At 63.4% G+C, this 19,489-nt stretch carries 18 protein-coding genes; 13 read left to right on the top strand and 5 right to left on the bottom strand.

What is annotated here, in order from left to right:
- Positions 1-10 precede the first annotated feature (10 nt).
- The 5 genes from V2B31_RS08080 to V2B31_RS08060 all read left to right on the top strand — a co-directional run bounded on the left by V2B31_RS08080 (position 11) and on the right by V2B31_RS08060 (position 5,182).
- Positions 11-502 carry a DUF3299 domain-containing protein gene (locus V2B31_RS08080; protein WP_328277238.1) on the top strand — a complete coding sequence of 164 codons (492 nt, stop codon included), beginning with the start codon at positions 11-13 and terminating at the stop codon, positions 500-502.
- 120 nt (positions 503-622) lie between these two features.
- Entirely contained in the window at positions 623-1,861 is a 1,239-nt protein-coding gene (locus V2B31_RS08075) for an alkaline phosphatase PhoX (protein ID WP_328277236.1), read from the top strand.
- A 140-nt stretch (positions 1,862-2,001) separates the two neighbouring features.
- Positions 2,002-2,463, top strand: coding sequence for a DUF3299 domain-containing protein (locus tag V2B31_RS08070; RefSeq protein ID WP_328277234.1), 462 nt, complete (start codon positions 2,002-2,004; stop codon positions 2,461-2,463).
- A 24-nt stretch (positions 2,464-2,487) separates the two neighbouring features.
- The gene (locus tag V2B31_RS08065) at positions 2,488-2,772 is read left to right on the top strand and encodes a hypothetical protein (RefSeq protein WP_328277232.1); all 285 of its coding nucleotides are present in this window, start codon (positions 2,488-2,490) and stop codon (positions 2,770-2,772) included.
- Positions 2,773-3,031: 259 nt separating this feature from the next.
- Positions 3,032-5,182, top strand: coding sequence for a TonB-dependent receptor (locus V2B31_RS08060; protein ID WP_328277231.1), 2,151 nt, complete (start codon positions 3,032-3,034; stop codon positions 5,180-5,182).
- A gap of 68 nt (positions 5,183-5,250) precedes the next feature.
- Here V2B31_RS08060 and V2B31_RS08055 read toward each other — a convergent pair whose 3' ends face one another.
- Entirely contained in the window at positions 5,251-5,730 is a 480-nt protein-coding gene (locus V2B31_RS08055; RefSeq protein WP_328277230.1) for a MerC domain-containing protein, read from the bottom strand.
- Here V2B31_RS08055 and V2B31_RS08050 point away from each other — a divergent pair.
- Together V2B31_RS08050 and V2B31_RS08045 are read left to right on the top strand one after the other, a co-directional pair.
- A complete protein-coding gene (locus V2B31_RS08050) occupies positions 5,729-6,394 on the top strand; it encodes a DUF1826 domain-containing protein (protein ID WP_328277228.1) in 666 nt (221 codons plus the stop codon). The genes V2B31_RS08055 and V2B31_RS08050 overlap by 2 nt on opposite strands.
- Entirely contained in the window at positions 6,382-6,819 is a 438-nt protein-coding gene (locus V2B31_RS08045; RefSeq protein ID WP_328277226.1) for a Fur family transcriptional regulator, read from the top strand. Before V2B31_RS08050 ends, V2B31_RS08045 begins: the two co-directional genes overlap by 13 nt.
- Here the strand turns inward: V2B31_RS08045 and V2B31_RS08040 are convergent.
- The 3 genes from V2B31_RS08040 to V2B31_RS08030 are packed head-to-tail and all read right to left on the bottom strand — an operon-like array spanning position 6,802 to position 10,207.
- Positions 6,802-8,067 (bottom strand): DUF3526 domain-containing protein, encoded by a 1,266-nt coding sequence (locus V2B31_RS08040; RefSeq protein ID WP_328277224.1) that lies wholly within the window; start codon positions 8,065-8,067, stop codon positions 6,802-6,804. The two genes, V2B31_RS08045 and V2B31_RS08040, sit on opposite strands and share 18 nt — an antisense overlap.
- The gene (locus V2B31_RS08035; protein ID WP_328277223.1) at positions 8,067-9,503 is read right to left on the bottom strand and encodes an ABC transporter permease; all 1,437 of its coding nucleotides are present in this window, start codon (positions 9,501-9,503) and stop codon (positions 8,067-8,069) included. Before V2B31_RS08035 ends, V2B31_RS08040 begins: the two co-directional genes overlap by 1 nt.
- Positions 9,500-10,207, bottom strand: coding sequence for an ABC transporter ATP-binding protein (locus V2B31_RS08030; RefSeq protein WP_328277349.1), 708 nt, complete (start codon positions 10,205-10,207; stop codon positions 9,500-9,502). Before V2B31_RS08030 ends, V2B31_RS08035 begins: the two co-directional genes overlap by 4 nt.
- A gap of 171 nt (positions 10,208-10,378) precedes the next feature.
- On the opposite strand from V2B31_RS08030, the gene V2B31_RS08025 reads away from it, so the two are divergent.
- The 3 genes from V2B31_RS08025 (at position 10,379) to V2B31_RS08015 (ending at position 15,409) form a co-directional block, all read left to right on the top strand.
- Entirely contained in the window at positions 10,379-12,466 is a 2,088-nt protein-coding gene (locus tag V2B31_RS08025; RefSeq protein ID WP_328277221.1) for a TonB-dependent siderophore receptor, read from the top strand.
- On the top strand, positions 12,460-14,376 hold the full coding sequence (locus V2B31_RS08020; RefSeq protein ID WP_328277219.1) for a TonB-dependent receptor domain-containing protein: 1,917 nt from the start codon (positions 12,460-12,462) through the stop codon (positions 14,374-14,376). The genes V2B31_RS08025 and V2B31_RS08020 overlap by 7 nt, the downstream gene beginning before the upstream one ends.
- A 67-nt stretch (positions 14,377-14,443) precedes the next feature.
- Positions 14,444-15,409: an alpha/beta fold hydrolase gene (locus V2B31_RS08015; protein WP_328277218.1), complete on the top strand. Its 966-nt coding sequence runs from the start codon at positions 14,444-14,446 to the stop codon at positions 15,407-15,409.
- 697 nt (positions 15,410-16,106) lie between these two features.
- Here V2B31_RS08015 and V2B31_RS08010 read toward each other — a convergent pair.
- A complete protein-coding gene (locus V2B31_RS08010) occupies positions 16,107-16,391 on the bottom strand; it encodes a hypothetical protein (protein ID WP_328277216.1) in 285 nt (94 codons plus the stop codon).
- Positions 16,392-16,549: 158 nt separating this feature from the next.
- Here V2B31_RS08010 and V2B31_RS08005 point away from each other — a divergent pair, with 158 nt between their 5' ends.
- Genes V2B31_RS08005 through V2B31_RS07995 form a run of 3 tightly spaced genes read left to right on the top strand, consistent with a single transcriptional unit; the run spans position 16,550 to position 19,186 of the window.
- Positions 16,550-17,086 carry a DUF3489 domain-containing protein gene (locus V2B31_RS08005; RefSeq protein WP_328277215.1) on the top strand — a complete coding sequence of 179 codons (537 nt, stop codon included), beginning with the start codon at positions 16,550-16,552 and terminating at the stop codon, positions 17,084-17,086.
- Complete coding sequence (locus V2B31_RS08000) at positions 17,086-17,541, top strand: DUF2924 domain-containing protein (protein ID WP_328277213.1); 456 nt, start codon at positions 17,086-17,088, stop codon at positions 17,539-17,541. The genes V2B31_RS08005 and V2B31_RS08000 overlap by 1 nt, the downstream gene beginning before the upstream one ends.
- Entirely contained in the window at positions 17,525-19,186 is a 1,662-nt protein-coding gene (locus V2B31_RS07995) for a recombinase family protein (protein WP_328277211.1), read from the top strand. The genes V2B31_RS08000 and V2B31_RS07995 overlap by 17 nt, the downstream gene beginning before the upstream one ends.
- The last annotated feature ends 303 nt before the right edge of the window (positions 19,187-19,489 follow it).

Below are 19,489 nucleotides of genomic sequence, written 5' to 3'. Positions count from 1 at the left end.
CCGACCGTCCATGCGCCTGCCGCTCTTGGCCACAATCCTGGTCGCTACGGCCATTCCCGCCAGCGCCGCGATGCAGCTGGGCAAGCAGGCGCCGGCGAAGGATGTCTGGCAACCGGCGAAGACCCCGCCGGGCGGCACGCCCTGGTCCCTGTTGCAGCAGACCAAGCTCAACGATCGCAAGGACGAAGCGACGATGACGATCTTCACGAAGCCGACCTTCCCGGCGGCGGTGAAGGCGCTCAACGGCAAACAGGTCAAGGTCGCCGGTTGGATGATGCCGCTGGAAAACGGTCGCCAGCAGAAACATTGGGTGCTGCTCGGCTACCCCCCGGGCTGTCCGTTCCACATGCACGCCTTGCCGAACCAGTTCATGGAGATCAAAGCCGCGGTCCCTTTTCCGACCGACGAGAGCAAGGTGCATGTGGTTACTGGCACACTGGAGCTGACTGGCTATGATGAAAGCGGCATCTTCTATCGTCTCGTCAATGCGCGGCCCGGCTGAGCCATGATGGATCGGCGCGACTTTAGCAGAGGGCTCGCGGCGCTTGCCTTTGCCGGCCTTTCCGCCTGCGTACACCGCCGGACTGGGACGCCAGTTGCAGCTGCGTGGCCAGGCGCGCTAGTGCCCGATCCGGCCGGCCTTCTGGACCTGCCGGAGGGCTTTTCCTATCGGGTGATCTCAAAACTGGACGACGTGATGGACGATGGCCATGTCGTCGGCGACCGCGCCGATGGCATGGGGTGCTTTGCCGTGGCGCCGGGATTGGTCGCACTCGTCCGCAACCATGAACTGTCACCTGGACACCGCAGCAAAGGGCCATTCCGCGGCCGGCAGGTTACCCATTCCTATGACCGGGACAGGGACGGTCATCCCCTGCCGGGCGGTACGTCGACCATCATCTATGACCTGCGGCGGCAGGCGGTGGTCCGCCAATATGCAAGTCTCGCCGGCACGATCCGCAATTGCGCGGGCGGAACGACGCCCTGGGGCAGCTGGCTGACCTGCGAGGAGGATGTGTCAAGGGCAGGCGCGGCGCTCACCCAGGATCATGGCTGGGTGTTCGAGGTGCCGGTCGGCGCGCACGGACTGGTCGATCCCGTGCCGCTGCGCGCGATGGGCCGCTTCAATCATGAGGCGGCGGCGGTCGATCCGCGCACGGGGATTGTTTATCTTACCGAGGACCGCGACAATGGCCTGCTCTACCGCTTCCTGCCGAACGTCAAAGGCAAGTTGGCGAAGGGTGGTCGCTTGCAGGCGCTGGCAGCGCCGGGTCTCAACGATATGCGCAACTGGACGGAGGCGGCGTTTGCGGCGCGCAGGGCGGTACCGGTTCGCTGGATCGACCTCAATGGCGTCGACAGTCCCGACGATGATCTGCGCCAGCGCGGCCATGCGGCGGGGGCGACGCTGTTCGCGCGTGGCGAGGGCATCCACTTCGGCGCAGGGGAATTCTTCTTCACCTGCACATCCGGCGGCGCGGCCAAGCTCGGACAGGTCTTTCGGTATCGACCAAGTCGTTTCGAAGGGCAGGCAGTCGAGGTGAATAATCCGGGCATGTTGGAGAATTTCCTTGAATCCGCAGATCCGAACGCGTTCAACTTCGGCGACAATCTGACGGTAGCGCCCTACGGGCATCTCGTCGTCTGCGAGGATCAATATACGGACGTGGTCGACAATCACCTTCGAGGTGTCGCGCCGGACGGCCGACCCTATGCGCTTGGGCGCTGCCGGCTTCAGACCGAGCTGGCCGGCGCCTGCTTCTCGCCCGATGGATCGACCCTGTTCGTGAACCTCTACAGCCCCGCCCGGACGCTGGCGATCTCCGGACCATGGCCGAACGCGCAGCCCGCCGCTGCGTAATCAACGCTTGGGAGTGCGGAAGCCCGATCGCGGCGAATGGCGGTAACGCAGCTTGACTTCGTCATGCCGGAATATCACGTTATCTCATATCTGACTGGAGACGTCCGTTGCGAGCTGCGGCTCTGTCCTTTTGCCATGCCATGGTGGCCGCGACCCTGATCGCGCCGGGGGCGATCGCGCAGCGTCCCGACAACTTGAAGCCGTCCGAATCGATCTGGAAGCCGGCCGCGGCGCCGCCGGGCGGCATATCCTGGACGGTGCTTGAATCGACCAAGGAAATCCAGCGGCGCCAGGCCGGCACGATCTATTCGAAGCCCGCTTTCTCGCCGAAGGTCAAAGCGCTCAAGGGCAAGCGGATCAAAGTCAGCGGTTATGTCATGCCACTCCAGAACAGCCCCAAGCAGACGCATTTCGTGCTGCTCGCTTATCCACCCGACTGCCCTTTCCACCTGAACCCGGCACCCAACCAGTTCATCGAGATCAGGACAAACTCGCCCATCGCGGTCCGATCGGGCGTGCAGTCCTTCGAAGGACAGCTGGTCCTCAGCGGAGAGGACGAGAGCGGGATCTTCTACACGATGCGCGAAAGCCGCGAGATCTGATCGCAGCCTCGAAAGGACTTGACCATGCGCCTGTTTATTCCAGCCCTTCTCGCCGCTGCGTCCGGTGCCTCGCTGCTGATCGCCGCGCCGGCCGCCGCCTGCGACATGCACGGCTTTGGCTTCGGCGAGGCAGATATTTTAGCAGCTATAGACTACACCGGCATGACCTATAACCAGCAGCTCGCCGCCCAGGAGGAAGCGCTTGCGCGGTACGAGCGCGAGAAGGCTGCCGAGCTGGAGCGCGCGAAAGCCGCCTTCGCATCCAGATTCAAGGTCGATCCCGCGCCCGCCGAGGTCGCACAGCACTAGAACCGATCAATAATTGTAGCTGTTGGTTCAAGCGCCTCGTGTGCGATGAACCCTCTGTCGTGTCCGCAGGCGACACTCACGCCCTCTCTCCGCCCCACACCTCGGCTCACCGCCTTGAATGGCAACATTTCGAAACAACTGACAGTATGTTATATTGTAACGTCCGATAAATGAGCGTAGAGCGACTGCCGCAGGGGTGAGCGCCACAGGCGCCATGAGAGAGGATCCGAACGGCTCGGATTGGCAAAAGGGTGGTTTCATGCGCATCAGCTTTCTCCTCTCGACCTGCTCGGCGGTCGCCGTGCTCACGTCCGCTCAGCCCGCGCTGGCCCAGCGGGCGCCCGCTTCGCAAGGGACGGGTAACCATCATGAGCAGCGGTCCGCCGACATCATCGTGACGGCTCCGTTCGAGCGCGAGCGCACCGACATCCTGTCCGGCGCATCGGTGCTCCAGGGGAGCGCGCTGACCCAGGCCCTGCGCCCCTCGATCGGCGAGACGCTGCAACATACCCCCGGAGTGTCCGCGACCTCCTTCGGCCCGAGCGCGTCGCGACCGGTGCTCCGCGGCCTGCAGGGCGAGCGTGTGCGGGTGCTGGTCGACGGCATCGGATCGATCGACGTGTCGAACACCAGCGTCGATCACGCGCCGGTCGTGAACCCGCTGCTCGCCGAGCGCATCGAGGTGCTGCGCGGCCCTCAGTCGCTGCTTTACGGGGCCTCGGCGATAGGCGGCGTGGTCAACGTGATCGACAAGCGCATCCCTCGCGTGGTTCCCGACGAGCCCGTCCATGTCGACGCGATCGCCACTTATGGCAGCGCCGCTGACGAGCGCAGCGGCAGCGCATCGGTCGACGTGCCGCTGGGTGACAAGTTCGTGGTGCATGCCGACGGCAGCTATTTGAAGTTCAACAATTTGCGGATCGGCGGCTATGCGCTTTCGCCGCAGGCGCGGGCTCAGGCGCTCGCTTCGAGCCTGTTACCTCCGGAAGAAGAAGTCGTCGCCACCGAAGAAGAGGGCGAGGAAGAAGAGCCGATCGATTTCGCGGCCAATGCGGCGATCAGGGGCAAGCTGCCCAACAGCCAGTCCAAGACCTGGACCGCCGGCGTAGGCGGGGCGCTGATCACCGAGACCGGCAATCTTGGCATTTCCTACAGCCATTATGACAGCCTCTATGGCGTGCCGGTCCGCTATGCGACGCTGCCCGGACAGGAGCAGGAGGCGCCCCGGCTCGACCTGGCGCAGGATCGCGTCGACCTGCGCGGCGAGGTCGAGACCGGCGGCACGGTCCTCAAGAGCATCCGCGTCCGCGCGGGCTATGCCGACTATCGCCATTTCGAGCTGGAGGAGAGCGGCGAGGTTGGCACCGCCTTCTACAGCAAGGGCATGGAAGGCCGTATCGAGCTGGTGCAGGCCGATCACGGGCCCTGGAAAGGCGCCAGCGGTGTCCAGTATTTCTCGCGCGACTTCAACGTCATCGGCGAGGAGGCCTTCCTCCCGAAGAACAGCACGCAGCAGTTCGGCGTCTTCACCCTCCAGACGCTCGACTATGGCGCGCTCAAGCTGGAGGCGGGCGCCCGCTACGAGCATAGCGAAGTGGAGGCCAGGCCGTTCGAGGACCAGCCGCAATTTTTCTCCGGCAAGCGGACCTTCGACACGCTCTCGCTGTCGGGTGGCGCATCCTATGGCCTCAGCGACAGCTGGCGCCTGGGCGTCAACGTCTCGCGATCGGTGCGTGCGCCCTCGGCCGAAGAGCTGTTCGCCAATGGCCCGCATGCGGGCACGCAGGCATTCGAGGTCGGCAATCCCGACTTCAAGACCGAACGCGCCGTCGGCGTCGAGGCGGTGCTGCGCGGCAAGGGCGAGGGGTACAGCTTCGAAGCCTCGGCCTATCACAACTGGTTCTCCAACTTCATCTATGAAGGGCTGACCGGCGAGGAGGAGGACGGCCTGCCCGTCTATCAGTTCTCCCAGGCCAAGGCGCGCTATTACGGGTTCGAGGCTCAGGGGTCGGTGACGCTCGCGAGGTTCGGCGACATGAACCTCATTGCCGACGCGCTGGGTGACTATGTGCACGCGCGGATCGTCGGCTCAGGGCCGGCGCCGCGCATCCCGCCGCTTCGCCTGCTCGGCGGCCTCAGCGTCACGAGCCCCAAGGTCGATGTGCGCGGCGAGGTGGAATGGACCGACGACCAGAAGCGCATTTCGGCGTTCGAAACGCGGACCGAAGGCTTCACGCTCGTCAATGCGGAAGTGAACGTCCGTCCCTGGGGGAGCGAACGGCCGCTGAGCTTCGCGTTGTCGGCCAACAACATCTTCGATGTGGTCGCCCGCCGCCACGCGTCCTTCCTCAAGGACTTCGCGCCGCTATCCGGCCGCGACATCCGCATCACCGCCCGGGCGAGCTTCTAAGCGAGTGCGTCCCGCCGGGAGTGAGCGTCCGGCGGGACGGCTGAATGGATGAACAGCGACGGGGCTGATCAATGCCGATGCTGTGCGTGACGCAAGCGCCAGTTCGCGACATGCGCGACCGCCAATGCAAGGCTGCCGACGACCGTGACCGGCAGTTCCAGCGGAGTCAGTTCGAAGAAGAGCGTGGCGATGGTGAGGCACGCAAGACCAGCCATCCCGACTAGCAATGGCCATAGCCGGCCATGTCGAGTCCGGCCCATGAGGAGCGCGACGCCACTTGAGGGAATAGCAATCAACAGCATCAGGAGGTGAAAGCTTTCGGGGATGGCCAGCAGCCGCGAAAGCGCCGGCAAGGCGGCAATAAGGAGCGGCAACGCCAGGCAATGGAGCAGGCAGAGAAGGGAGGCGCCAACCGCGACACGTTCCAGCCAGTCTTCCGTGTGTCCGGGGGATGCAGGACCGGCCGAACCGACAAACTCTTTGTTGCGCGACATGAACATCGTGATGTAATGATACAACGTTACCTGACTCGCAAGGCTTTTCTCCATGTTCGTCGATACCTCATCCAGGTTGAAGTCGCTTTCGGGCGCGTTGGTCGTGAGAGGTTCCTCTCCGTCGATCTGGGCTCATGTCAAAGCACCCGAGACGGCGCTTGCGATATGGGAGCGAGCCCTGCCGCCGGCTCTGTCGGAACTCCAGCGCGTTCCAGTCGCCTGTGATATCAACGTATTGTGCGCGGTTCAGGACTTCAGGTGCGACTTTATAAACATGATGGACGATGCCGGCTACGAAGCTGGAGCGGCCCGTGAAGCACTGACCGACGACGTCACAATGTTGGTCGAAGGATTCTCGTCTATATTGATGCTGGACCTTGTCCGGGTTCGGTTGGAGTGGATCACCGGCGACGCTTGCCGGAAATTTCACGCCGATTTTGTCACGGCGCGCGTAATCTGTACCTATGTGGGTCGGGGCACTGAATGGATATATGGAAGGACCGCCCCACTCGATGCGGCGGGTGTCACCATCCATCACCTTGGCGCCGGGGATGCGGCGCTGTTCAAGGGGAAGCTGAACAATCCAGGCATCCCCCTCCTCCACCGCTCTCCACCGATCGCAGGAACCGGCGAAAGACGCCTGCTGCTGGTGATCAGTCCGCCGCCCACTTCGGATGAAACAAGGTTGGAGCAGAATAGCGGCGGTTGCGCTCGCTGATCATGCGATCGCTTACATCTCCACGTCCCAAGCGAAATCCTGACGCCATCGAGGTTCTTGTTGTCGATGCCTTGCGGACATCCGGAACGCCGCTCAGCGCCTATCAGCTCAGCGATGTTCTAGCTTCCTCCGGCCATAAGCTCAGCGCCAGCCAGGCCTATCGCACGCTCGCGCGTCTCATGGACCGAGACATAGTGCAGAGGATCGAGACGCTCTCGGCTTATGTCGCCAAGGACGAGGAGTCGGACATTGTGCTGGTCTGCGGCCGCTGCCACGCTGTCCAGCGACTGAAGCAGCCGCGGCTGAAGGCTCATCTTGAAAACATCGCCGCATCGCATGCTTTCGCAATCGATGCCTTCGTCCTGGAAGTCACGGGCCACTGCACGACTTGCCGCGACTCCCTGCCTTCATCCCCGATCGAGTGAGGCCGCATCGAATTTTGGCGCACGCCCAAAATCATCTTTGCCGAACGGACGGTCGGTAAAGAGATAGCCATAATAGAATTCGCGCAGGCGCCGATGGAAACTTCGGATGCGGTCCTGATAAGCGAGCTGCGCCTGAAGATCGGTGTCCGCCAGACGTGTCAGCAGCGCCTGAAGGCCGACCGATGGCAGCACCCAGCCGAGCGCCCGCGCCGCGCGGTCGCGCCGCTCCAGCCCGGCGCGATAGGCGCGTACCCTGTCGGCGACGCTTTCATCGCCCACCTGGTGAAAAGCGAGATACCATTTATAGTGAAAGTCGGGTCCGAGCGGCGGCGAGTTCGCCCAGTGCGGGTGCGTCGCATAGAAACGGCGCATCGTCTCTTCGCGCGGGATCTCCCAGGCATGATTGACGATCTCGCGCTGGGCGAGGACAATTTCGGCGCCCTGATCGACCGGCACGGAACGGTTGATCACAACATGCGCCAGGGTCGGCAGCACCAACGTCAGCACGAGCCAGCAGGCGGCGAGCGTCGCGGCATTGGTCACCGAACTCCAACCGAGCCGACCGACCAGCAGCGTCACCATGATCCAGAACAGGAGATAGAGCGCGGCAGCGCCCAGAATGGCGAGCACCGAGCCGATCACTACACCGGAAAGAACCGCGCCGACAGCAAACGGCAGTGCAAGCGTCAGGAACAGAAGGGCAAAGCGGAGTGTCGCCCGGCGGGCCCAGGTTCGGTTCGCACCTGGCAGGGCCAAGAGCATACGCGCTCGCCCCGCTTCCCGCTCTCCCGACACAAGATCGTGAAACAGGGCGATCACGAACAGTGGCGTCAGGAATATGAGCACGAACGCGAAGTCGAAGCGGCCGGGCAAGGCCAGTTCGGGATTGAAGATGTCGCCGTCATAGATCTGCGCCTCCAGTCCTAGCGCCCGGACGCGCAGGATGTATGGCGACACGTCGCGCATTCCGATGGCGGCGAAGGCGAGCGGCGAGGGCGCATCCCAGGTCGGATGAAAGCTGTAATAGGCGGCGCTACCCGCATCCTTGCTCTTATCCACCCAGGCCGCAATGGCGGCGATGTCCTGCGTCTGCGGCGCCGCGATGGCAGCGATCGCTGCCCGTTGCCGGCTAATCTCGGCCATGCCGGCCACGATGGAGGCGATGCTTAGAGCGCCCAGGAGGATGAGCGCGGTGAGCGCCAGGCGCGCGCGCAGCAGCAGCCGTATCTCGTGCATCCAGATGCGCATCAACGGGCTCCCAGGCGGCGCGTGACGAGCGCGAGCGCTCCGGCGGCGAGCGCAAGCCAAAATATGAGGACCGCAAGACCTGGCAAGGCGGCGGCAGCCAGCGATGACCCGTCCGGCTGACGGAAGGTGAAGTCAGGCATCTTCTGCCAATATCCCGCTGAAACCCGTTTGCGGCGATCGGCCTCCGGGTCTTCCGCTGTGTCATCAGCATAGCTGACGGCGTCGGCCTGAAGCCGGTTGAGCCGCTGCACGAGGTCGTAGCGATAGGCCTCGGCCTGCTCCAAGAAGCGTCGATGGCCTGCAAAGTCCGTCCCGGCCGCGGCCATCGACATAGCCCGCAGCGCGATGGCCGGGCTCAACAAGCCGACGCCATGCACCAGCGCGTTCTGACGTTCCTGCGCATCGAAGCTCTGCGCCGCATAGCGGTCGAAGAGCGCGGAGGTCATTCGTTCCCCCTCCATCCCAAGCAGGCCCTTATAGTTCACCGGCAGGTCCTCGACCCGCGCTACGCCATAGCGTGCCAGGACGGACTGCTTGAACTGAGCGAAATGCGGATCGTCCGGATTATGGCTGTCCCCCATCGTCCGCAGATCGCGCGCCACCGCGACATCGGTCTGCATACGGTTGCCGAGCGGCACTGCCGCGCTCGCGATGTCCGGCGCCACACGCGGCAGCAGCACGACGAGCACGGCCCAGAGCGCGAGCAGCGCCAGCAGGGCGTCACGGCTTCGGTGCACGAGCGCGGACGTCAGCAGGATCAGCACGGCCCAGAGCGCGAGATAGGCGGCATAGCCGAGCGCGATCACCAGCATCGGCAAGCCTTGCGCGCCGGGCTGCCCCGCTATCAGCGCGAAGCCGAGCATTGCCGGAAGGCCCGCCAGCAGCGCAACTAGCCCTAACGCGCCGAATTTCCCAGCGACGATCTGCCCGCGCGAGGCCCCCTGCACCATGAGCGGGCGCAAGGTGCCGCGCTCCCGCTCGCGCGCGATCGCGCCATAGCCGAGGAAAATGAGCAGCAGCGGGGCGACGGCTTGCAGCACGAACGCAGGCGTGAGCTGACCGAAGCGGATCAGCAGGGAGCTTTGCCGCACGTCGCCGAAATTGGCGGTGTTCTGGCGATGGCCTTCCAGGAACATGCTATTGCCGGTGAACGCATCTACGCCTGGGTCGAAAGCGGCGAGCGGTCCCAGCGGACGGAATATAAAATGTCCATAATGCACCACGCGATGCGGATGGCGGTTGGGCTGCGTGTCGAACGCCTTTTCGGCCGCCGCCTGATGACGCTGTCGCAGATCCGCGATGCTCTGGCGATGACTCCAGGACGTGACCACCGCCGCAAGCGTCAGCAATAGCAGCAGCACGAACGCGACCATCGCGACCCTGTTGCGGCGCATCAGCCGGATTTCGTCGCGGGCGATGAGATAGGCGGGGCTCATGCCGAAACCATCTCCTCGCGCGCGAAACGGGCGTGCAGCGCGCGCAGATCGAAGCGCTCTGTTCCCTCCGCCGCCACGTCGTCGACGATGCGACCTCCATCGATGAACCCGATCCGGTCGGCGACATCCAGGGCGCTCATCAGGTCGTGCGTCACCATCAGCACGGCGGTGCCGCGCGCGCGGACCGTCATGACCAGTGCGTTGAAATCGGCTGTCGCACGTGGATCGAGCCCCGACGTCGGCTCGTCAAGCAGCAGCACTGGCACCTCGCGCAGCAGCGCCACCGCGATCGCGACCTTCTGCCGCATGCCCTTGGAAAAGCCACCCAATCGCTGGTCCCAGGCCCCCTCCTGCAAGCCAGCTGCATCGAACGCCGCGACGATGGCGGCGCGCGCTTTCGGTTCGCCCGACAGCGCCAGCAGATAGTCGGCATTCTCGATCGCGGTGAGATGTTCGTAGAGGGCGACATTTTCGGGGAGATAAGCGATCTTGCGCCGCGCATGGTCCGCCTCGGCGATAGGGTCGATTCCTGCGACGCGCACCGTGCCGCTTTCGGGTGGTGCGAAGCCGGGCAATACCGAAAGGGTGGTTGATTTGCCCGCGCCATTGCCGCCGAGCAGCGCGTAGATGCTGCTCGCCTCCACATGAAGGTCGAGACCGTTCAGCACGCGGTGCGCGCCGTAGGATAGCGTGACGCCATTCATCTCGATCGGAGCCGAAAGGGTTTCGTGCACGGGTGATCCTCCTGTTGCTGTGCGGCCTGTGTCGTCACCGGACACAGTCCTGTCAAGAGAGACGATGTAACATTGCATTGACGGCGGCAGGCGGCGTGACTAGTCGAGGATACATCATATCATGAACAGGGGGAAATGACGATGATAACGACCACGCGCGTGCGCTGGATGATGATGAGTGCGCTGGTGATTCCGGCCCAGGCCTGGGGGCAAGCGGCCGGGGATGAACCGGCCGAACAAATCGTGGTCACCGGCTCGCGGGAAGCCAATGCCAGCATCAACGGCCTGGTGGTCGATCCTCTGCTGCTGCCGCAGAATGTGCGGCTGCTCGACGACCAGCTGATCGAACGCACCGGCTTTACCGACCTGTCGCAGCTATTCGATCTGGCCGGCGGCATGGCGCGGCAGAACAGCTTCGGCGGCGCGTGGGATGCCTATGCAATTCGCGGCTTTTCCGGCGACATCAACCAGGGTCCGGACCTGCTGGTAAACCGCTTCACCTCCAACCGTGGTTTCAACGCGCGGCGCGACGTGGCGACAGTAGAGAGCTTCCAGGTGCTCAAAGGCCCTGCGTCCGCGCTGTCGGGCAAGGGCGAACCGGGCGGCTCGATTAACATCGTGACCAAGGCGCCGCTCGGTCATTTTCATGCTTCGGCTGAAGCGTCCTACGCCAGCTTCGACACCTGGCGGACGGCGGTCGATTTCGGCGGCCCTGCTACAGCCGGCCTGTCGGCACGCATGATCGGCGTCTATCAGCAGGGCGACAGCTTCCGCGACTACAGTCGCAGCGATCGGCTGCTGCTGGCCCCGTCAATCGGCTGGCAATGGGGCGAGCGTGTCCGCCTCCTTTATCAGCTCGAATATAATCTCGTTCACTTCACGCATGACCGCGGCCTGGTCGCGGTCAACGGAGACGGCAAGGCGCTGCCCCGAAGCCGCTTCCTAGGCGAGCCCAATGACGGCCAGATTACCCAGCGCACGAGCCAGCACCAGGGAACGCTCTATGTCGATCTGGCCGAAGGGATCGCGCTCGAGGCCGGCGCTCAATATCGCGACGGCTTGATGAAAGGCCAATCGACGCACAATTCGACACTGGTCGGCACCAGGCTGCGCCGCCAGCTGCGCATTCACGATTATGACTGGCAGGATGTGTCGGGTCGTGTCGAACTGAGCGCGAACGGCAGCCTGTTGGGCATCCAGCATCAGTTCCGGGTCGGCGCTGACGCTTTCCGCTACGACCAGCGGCGCGTCTTCTACCGCTTCAGTCCGACGGCGGCTGCACCCTACGACATCGACATCTTCAACCCCGTCTATGGCCAGCCCAAGCCGGTGGCGCCGCTGAACCAGAACCTGCTGGAAAAGCTGCGCGGCGAGAGCGTTTATGCACAGGATCTGCTGACGCTCGACGACAGATTTTCGTTGCTGCTGGGCATTCGGCACGACTGGATCAGGCAGGCCAATATCAACTACCGCACCAGCCGCACCGACCGCCAGCGCCCGTCCGCCACGTCGCCGCGCGCCGCCTTCACCTTTGCGCCGACCGACAAAGTCTCAGCCTATATCAGCTGGGGCAAGTCGTTCCGCTTTAACCAGGGCGTCGATTTCTTCTCCAATCCCTTCGCGCCGGAACGCGGAGAGGCTTGGGAAGGCGGCGTCAAATATGCGCTGATGGACAAAAAGCTGACCGGCACAGTCTCGCTGTTCCGCATCACCAAGGACAATGTCCTGGTGAACGATCCCGATCCCGCCCATAGCGGCTTCACCATCGCTGCCGGCCGGGCGCGCAGCAAGGGCGTGGAAGCGGACCTCAATCTCGCCATCTACGCACGGTTCAACCTGACGGCCGTCTATGCCTATACCGACGCCAAGGTGATCGAAGACACCCGCTCCGCATTGCTGGGCAGCGGACTTTCAAACATCCCCAGGCACAGCGGCGCAATCTACGGCTTCTGGCAGTCCAACGGAGAGGAAGCCGGGTCGATCGGCATCGGCGCGGGCTTCACCTATGTCGGCGAACGGCCAGGCGACGACATCGCCAGCGGCTTCCGCCTGCCTGACTATGTGACGGCGCGATTGAACCTTTCCTATCGCCCGATCAAACGCGTGTCGCTGCACCTCGACGCCGAAAATCTGTTCGACGCCTATTATCTCGAAAGCTCCTACAGCAATGTCTGGATCACGCCCGGCGCGCCGCGCACGGTCAGAGGCCGGATTACGCTGGCATGGTGACGCGGCTCGGGACGACATTGCTGCTCATCTGGGGTCTCAGCCAAGCGCCGGCTGAGGCCCAGCGCACCCAGGAGAATACCGCGCGCGAAGCCGAGGACGGGTTCGGCAAGAGCGTCGGCAACGAGTCGATCGGCATCTATGCCAACGGCGAGGTGCGCGGATTCAGCGCCACGGCCGCAGGCAACAACCGGATCGAGGGGCTCTATTTCGACCGGCAGGGCGCCGTCACCGACACGATCGTGCGCGGGTCGACGGTTCGGCTCGGACTCACAGCGTTCGGTTACCCGTTGCCCGCGCCCACTGGCATAGTCGATCTCGATCTTCGCCGCGCAGGCAGCGATCCGGTTGCCAGCGTACAACTGACCAGCGGCGAATATCTTGGCGCCGACCTCATCACCGACGTCGCGCTGCCGGTGAGCGATCGGCTCGGCGTCAACATCGACTTTGGCCTCTATGACGACGAATATGTAAGCGGCGCCAGCGCATGGTTCGTCAGCTATGGCGGCGTAGCGCGCTGGCGACCGATCGACAAGGTCGAGCTCACCGGCTTTTTCGGCCGCTATGACTATGGGGACGAGGAGCAAGGGCCGACGATCTTCACCGCCGGCGCCTACCTGCCGCCCCGCATCGAACGCCGCCGGTTCTTCGGCCAGCAATGGGCGCAATGGGCGGGCCACTCGCAAAATTACGGCGCATTTGTGAAGGCGGACCTTGGTGCGTGGCAGATCGCGGCAGGCGCTTTCAACAGCCGCTTCACGCGTGACGACTATGCCTCGGCCTATTATGCCGGCGTGGACAGAAACGGTCTCGGCCAATCGTTCATCATCAATGGCGAGGACCAGCGCGCGGCCTCCACCTCCGGCGAGTTGCGTGTGAGCCGTACCTTCGCCGAAGGACCCCGGCGCCATCGGCTGCTGGCTGCCTTTCGCGGCAGGGCAGTCGAGACCGACTATGGCGGCTTTGTGCTGACCGATCTCGGCTCGGCGCGGATCGGCGTGCCCGCTCCGGCACCCGCGCCTGATTTCCGCCTCGGCGCGCTCACCCGCGACCATGTCCGGCAGCTGAGCTATGCTATCGCCTATGAAATGCGTTGGCCGAACATCGGCGAGTTGAACCTGGGGCTGACCCGTAGCCATTACCGCAAGCGGGTGACGCAGCCCGGTCTTGCCGAGACGATGGAGCGCGATCGGCCATGGTTGTGGAACGCCGCCTTGGCGCTGACACTCACGAATCGCTTCACTGTCTATGGCGCAACGACCCGCGGCCTTGAGGAGAGCGGTGTCGCGCCCAGCAATGCGATCAATCGAGGCGAGGCGCTGCCTGCGTTACGCACGCGTCAATATGAGGTCGGCGCCCGCTATGCGCTTGGGACGTGGCGGCTGGTTGCCGCCGCGTTCGACATTGCCAAGCCCTATTTTGAGATCGACCGGACCGACGGCGCCTATCGCCAGCTCGGATCGGTCACGCATCGGGGGTTCGAGGCGTCGATGTCCGGCAAGCCCGTGCCGAACCTCAGCATCGTTGCCGGTGCCGTGGCGCTACGCCCGCGCGTCAGCGGCCAGGCCGTGGTGGACGGGCGCCTGGGCCGGCGACCGATTGGCCGAACAGGCCTGCTCATCGACACGGCCATAGATTATCAGTTGCCCTTCGCGTCCGGCCTCTCAGTCGATACGCGCATCGTACACGAGGGCCGTCGCGTCGCCGATGCCGCGGATACCCTCGCTTTGCCCGCCCGCACCATCGTCGATCTGGGCGCGCGTTATCGCAGCCGCATCGGCGGTGTGCCGGTGCTGCTCCGGGCGCAACTGCGCAACGCGGGGAACGTCTATGGCTGGCGCGTTTCGAGCGGCGGGGGCTTCACTCTGCTGCAGGGCAGGCGCGCCGTGATCTCTGTGACCGCAGACTTGTGAGATGTGGCAGGACGGCAGGAGGCATATGAAAAGAGCAATTTCATGGCTGGCGTGTTTACACTTATCGTTGCTCGCATCCCTGGCCGAGGCTCAGGATGCGCGGTCCACGAGCTATGACCGCTATCTCAAGCCGGGCGAGCTTATCGAGATCGCTCCGGGCCGACGCCTGAACCTGCGCTGCGAGGGCAGCGGCAGTCCCACGGTCATCCTCGAAGCCGGTCATGCCTTCCCCAGCCTCAGCTGGCGCGATGTCCAGCCGGCGCTCGCACGCATCACGTGTACATGCGCCTATGATCGCGCGGGGCTCGGTTTCAGCGATCCGGGGCCGATGCCGCGCTCCGCCGACGCGATTGTCGATGACCTCGCCGCGCTGCTCGTCAAGGCGCATCTGCCAGGGCCTTACATCCTCGTCGGCAGTTCGCTGGGCGGGCAGACGGTTCGCCTGTTCGCTTTCCGCTATCCTGCGCGCGTTGCCGGTCTGGTCCTGGTCGATCCCTATGTGGAAGGCCAGTTCTCGGCCTTCGCCGCAATTGATCCATCCATCGGTGAAGAGGTCGAGCAGGGATTGCGCGAAGAGGCGACTTGCGTGGATGCGCTGCGCAAAGGTGCGTTGACGCCGGCACAGGCCGAAAAACAAGGCTGTATCGCCGGCTCGAACCCGCGCTTTTCGCCAACACTCAACGAAATGCTCCAGAGGCAGCGTATGAGACCCGCCTGGTTCGAAGCAGCCCGTTCCGAATCACTCATGCTCGACACCGACAATGAGCAGCAGATCGCACGCGCGAAACGTCACCTGGGCGACATGCCGCTGATCGTGCTCAGCGCGGCCCGGAACTTCGACGACCCGATCTATGCCAAGCATCGCAGCGCGCTGCGGGCCGAGCAGATGCGACTGCATGGAGGGCTGGCGGCGCTATCGCGAAGCGGCGAAGTTCGCCTGATCGAGGCCGATCATGTGATCCAGTCGGACAGTCCGAACGAGGTCATAAAGGCCGTTCGCGACATGATCGCTCGCTCCCGTCCGGGTAAGTAGGAGACCGTTGCTGCGTCTTACATCCGGTGGCGCCATACCGGCGAAAACCTGGGCCACCACGGAGCGGATAGGATGCCGACCAAGGGTGACCACGGTATTTGGGCAATCGCTGTACGTCGGCTGATTCAAGGAACACTGCCCTCAAGCCCATCAGTTTGAATGGCAGGATTGTCCCAACATTTGTCTTCCAAAGCTGACGCCCACAACATTGCCAACGTCTGCTTCTTTATGCCGGTCTCTCCAGACAGGACAGACCGCAAAGTCCCAAAGTCAGCCGTTATGGGTTCAGCCATGATAGCTGACGGCTTGCAATGGATGCTCCTCCTGAGCAGATGCTGATGCGACTGCTCAGGTTCAAGAATGGCGTTCCGCCTTATGCACAGTGAACGGTTTCTCGGTGATCTCCCCACTCGGCGCGGCCTGTACGCGCTGACAGCGAACCATGGGTATGTTGTGGTCGTACCATATGGTCGTGGCCACCTTGAACGCCTGATCATGCCTGCGCGCAAAATTGCGCGCGCTCGACAGGATCGAAGGTCGCCGTGCCGATTCGCTTTCCGAGCCCAGGACACATCCCATGTCGTCAGGGGTATCGAAATAGTCTCCCACCTCGGCCATATCTTCGAAAGGATAGACGGCACGCGGTCGCCTTATCGAACGCGACTTCTTTACCGTGAATGTTTGGGGCATGCTGTTCTCACAATGTCCGTTGTTCTGTTTGGCTGCGGCCGACGACCTCACACGCATGGAGCAGGATCATGACGCGTCGCGCATGGTCGTGCAGCGTGCCAATCAGTTGAGCCATATCCACGCCTCGCGGAACCTGCCCCTCTACCGCTAGACCCGCGCCGTCTTCAAACGCGGCGGTGACGAGAGTCATCATCTCTCCGATGAGCTTATCGATATCATCTTTGTTCACAAAGGCACCTCCTGTCGTCAGGAAGCCGGCAATTGCCTCCACAGTCCATATCCAGCTTTGCATGCCTTCACTTTCCGCTCGACTTCGCGGTCGGACAGAGCGAACGCTGTCCTTACTGAATCGCGGCCCATGAAGACGGCCGCCGCCCCGCTGGCGCGATCCACGGGGCTCTGGGTGGTGGAAGCGGCACGGTGCCGCTCACCTGATGAAGGACATCACCCATGACCAAACTCACTGACATGCAACTCGTGCTGCTGAGCACCGCGGCTTCCCGCCTCGACGGCAATCTCTTGCCCCCGGCCGGGAGCCTGGGCCGCTATGGCGAGCGCATCCGCCGCTCGGTCGAAAGCCTGATCAAGAAGGCTTTCGCCATCGAGGTGCCGGTCAATGCCAAGGAACAATCATGGCGCGAAGACGCCGACCAGCTCTTCGGCGTCAGCATCACCGATCTGGGCCGCACCGCGATCAACGGGGACGCCCCTGAAGAATGCCCTCCTCCACCCGGCGCCACGAAGGAGGTCGGTGGAGCCGACGCCTTTGCAGAGCATGTGGTCCCTCGCAACGGCAGCAAGGTCGCGACCGTCCTCGCGCTTCTTCAGCGCGAGCAGGGCGCAACCCTAACGGAGCTCGTCGATGCCACCGGCTGGCTGCCCCACACGACGCGGGCCGCGCTCACAAGCCTGCGCAAAAAGGGCCATGTAATTGCCAAGGGCAAGCGTGACGACGTGACCTGCTACAGCATCTTGGTGGCGGGATAATGAAGCGCCTGGACGATCAACTGACGCGGCTGGCGACGATGTCGTCAGCCGCCCTGCGCGCAGAATGGCGCCAGCTCTATAAACAGTCCGCTCCTGACATATCCGCTGACCTGCTTCGGCGTGGCATCGCCTGGCGATTGCAGGAACGGGCATCAGGCGGGCTGGCACCATCGCTGCAGCGGGAGATCGCGCGGCTGATGGGTGAGGTCGAGCGTACGGGCGAAGCGGTGCCGCAGGCCAGCAACCGGATCAAGGCCGGAACCTGGCTCGTGCGCGACTGGGGTGGAGCAAGCCACCATGTGCTGATCCTCGACGACGGCTATCTTTATCGCGAACAGCGCTATCGCTCGCTCACGACCATCGCCGTCGAGATCACCGGCACGCGCTGGTCAGGACCGCGCTTCTTCGGCCTCAAGACAAGAAAGAAGGAGAAGGCCGTTGGCCAAGCCGCGTGACGCTGCGCGGGGCATCCGCTGCGCCATCTACACCCGCAAATCCACCGAGGAAGGACTGGAGCAGAGTTTCAACTCACTCGATGCCCAGCGCGAAGCCTGCACCGCCTATATATTGAGCCAGCGGCATGAAGGCTGGACGCTGGTGCCCGACTATTATGACGACGGTGGCTACTCCGGTGGCAATATGGACCGCCCCGCCCTCAAGGCGCTGCTCGACGAGGTTGCCGCCGGACGCGTCGATGTCATCGTGGTCTACAAGGTCGATCGGCTGACCCGCAGCCTGTCGGACTTCGCCCGCATCGTCGATGTGCTCGATAAGGCCGGGGCGAGTTTCGTGTCCGTCACCCAATCCTTTAACACGACCAGCAGCATGGGTCGGCTGACCCTCAATGTCCTTCTATCCTTCGCTCAGTTCGAACGCGAGGTCACCGGCGAGCGCATCCGCGACAAGATCGCGGCGTCGAAGGCAAAGGGCATGTGGATGGGTGGGCCGGTGCCGCTCGGCTACCGACTGGAAAATCGAGTGCTCCATATCGAGCCGATCGAGGCGGAGTTGATCCGGCACATCTTCCAGCGCTATCTCGATCTTGGATCAGGACGACTGGTGGTTGCCGAACTCGATCGGGACGGGCATCGCAGCAAGGCCCGGATCAACCGCCATGGGCGCGCTTATGGCCGGCAGCCGATCAGTCGTGGCGCGCTCTATGCCATCCTGCAGAACCGGCTCTACATCGGTGAGGTCGTTTATAAGGAGCATATCTATCCCGGTCAGCATGCACCGATCATTGACATCGAGACGTTCGAGGGGGTGCAGAGCCGGATTGCCCTTGGCCGCAATGAGCGGCGGTTGGGTACCAAGGCCGCCTGCCCAAGCCTTCTGGCCGGGCTGCTATGGGATGGCCGTGGTCGGCGTATGACACCGTCGCATGCAGTGAAGCAGCATAAGCGCTATCGCTATTATGTATCGCAGACCGAGAGCCATGATGATGTCACCACGCCTGCCTGGCGGATATCGGCGAGCGAATTGGAAGCCCTGGTTGTCGACGAGATCAAGGCCGCGATCAGCGCAGCGCCACAGAACGCCGTGGCCCGATGCACCATAAACAGCGATGCGCTGGAGGTGCTGCGTGACCGATGCGGTGCCGCGATCGATACGCTATCATCCAGCAGCATCGCTCAACAACGAAACTGTTTGCTGGACCTCATTCGGCGCATCGACATCGGCGATGGCACGCTCGCCGTCGGCTTCTCGCTGGAAGCCATCGACCCCCATCTGGCCGGGGAGCAGGTACGCGAGGTCACCATCAACATGGTGCGCACAGGTCGCCAGACCAAGATCGTCATTCCTCCACCGACAACACAATCGGCTAAGCCCAATCCCTCGCTGCTCAAGCTGATCGCGCAGGCCTTTGTCGCCAGAGCAGAGATGGACAAAGGTGGCAGCTTCCTTGAGATCGCTGCCCGCCTGGGATGCGGTCGAGAGTATCTCGCCGACCTGCTGCGAGCCAGCTATCTATCACCGGCGATCATCAAGGCCATCCTCGAAGGACGTCAGCCACCCGATCTCAGCCGCAAGCAGCTGATGCAGACCAGCCGCATCCCGCTGGACTGGAGAGGTCAGGAGACAATGTTCGGGTTCGGCTGAGTCTCGCCGACCATATCAAGCAAAGAGCGGGGCCGATCGGCCCCGCCTCTCATTCCGGGCCAAGGCATTTCGGGTCCACCAAAATGGCTCAGGAAGATATGGTGCCAAATTGCGCCGCCCGACGCGTCCAGATTGGTCTCCCGGTTGCGGCGTATATTCCGCAAGCCGGCAAGTCTCGGAAATGACGGCATATTTCTGCCTACGCCGAGAGCGTCTCCGGTCAACCGATATATGTAGGAGAGAGTGGTGCCCCAAGGCGGACGAAAGCGATGAATATGAATCGCCGCTTCTACTACCCTAGAG

It is taken from the genome of Sphingobium sp. (genome assembly GCF_036170395.1).
GTDB lineage: Bacteria > Pseudomonadota > Alphaproteobacteria > Sphingomonadales > Sphingomonadaceae > Sphingobium.
This window is presented reverse-complemented; position numbering and strand designations above follow the sequence as displayed.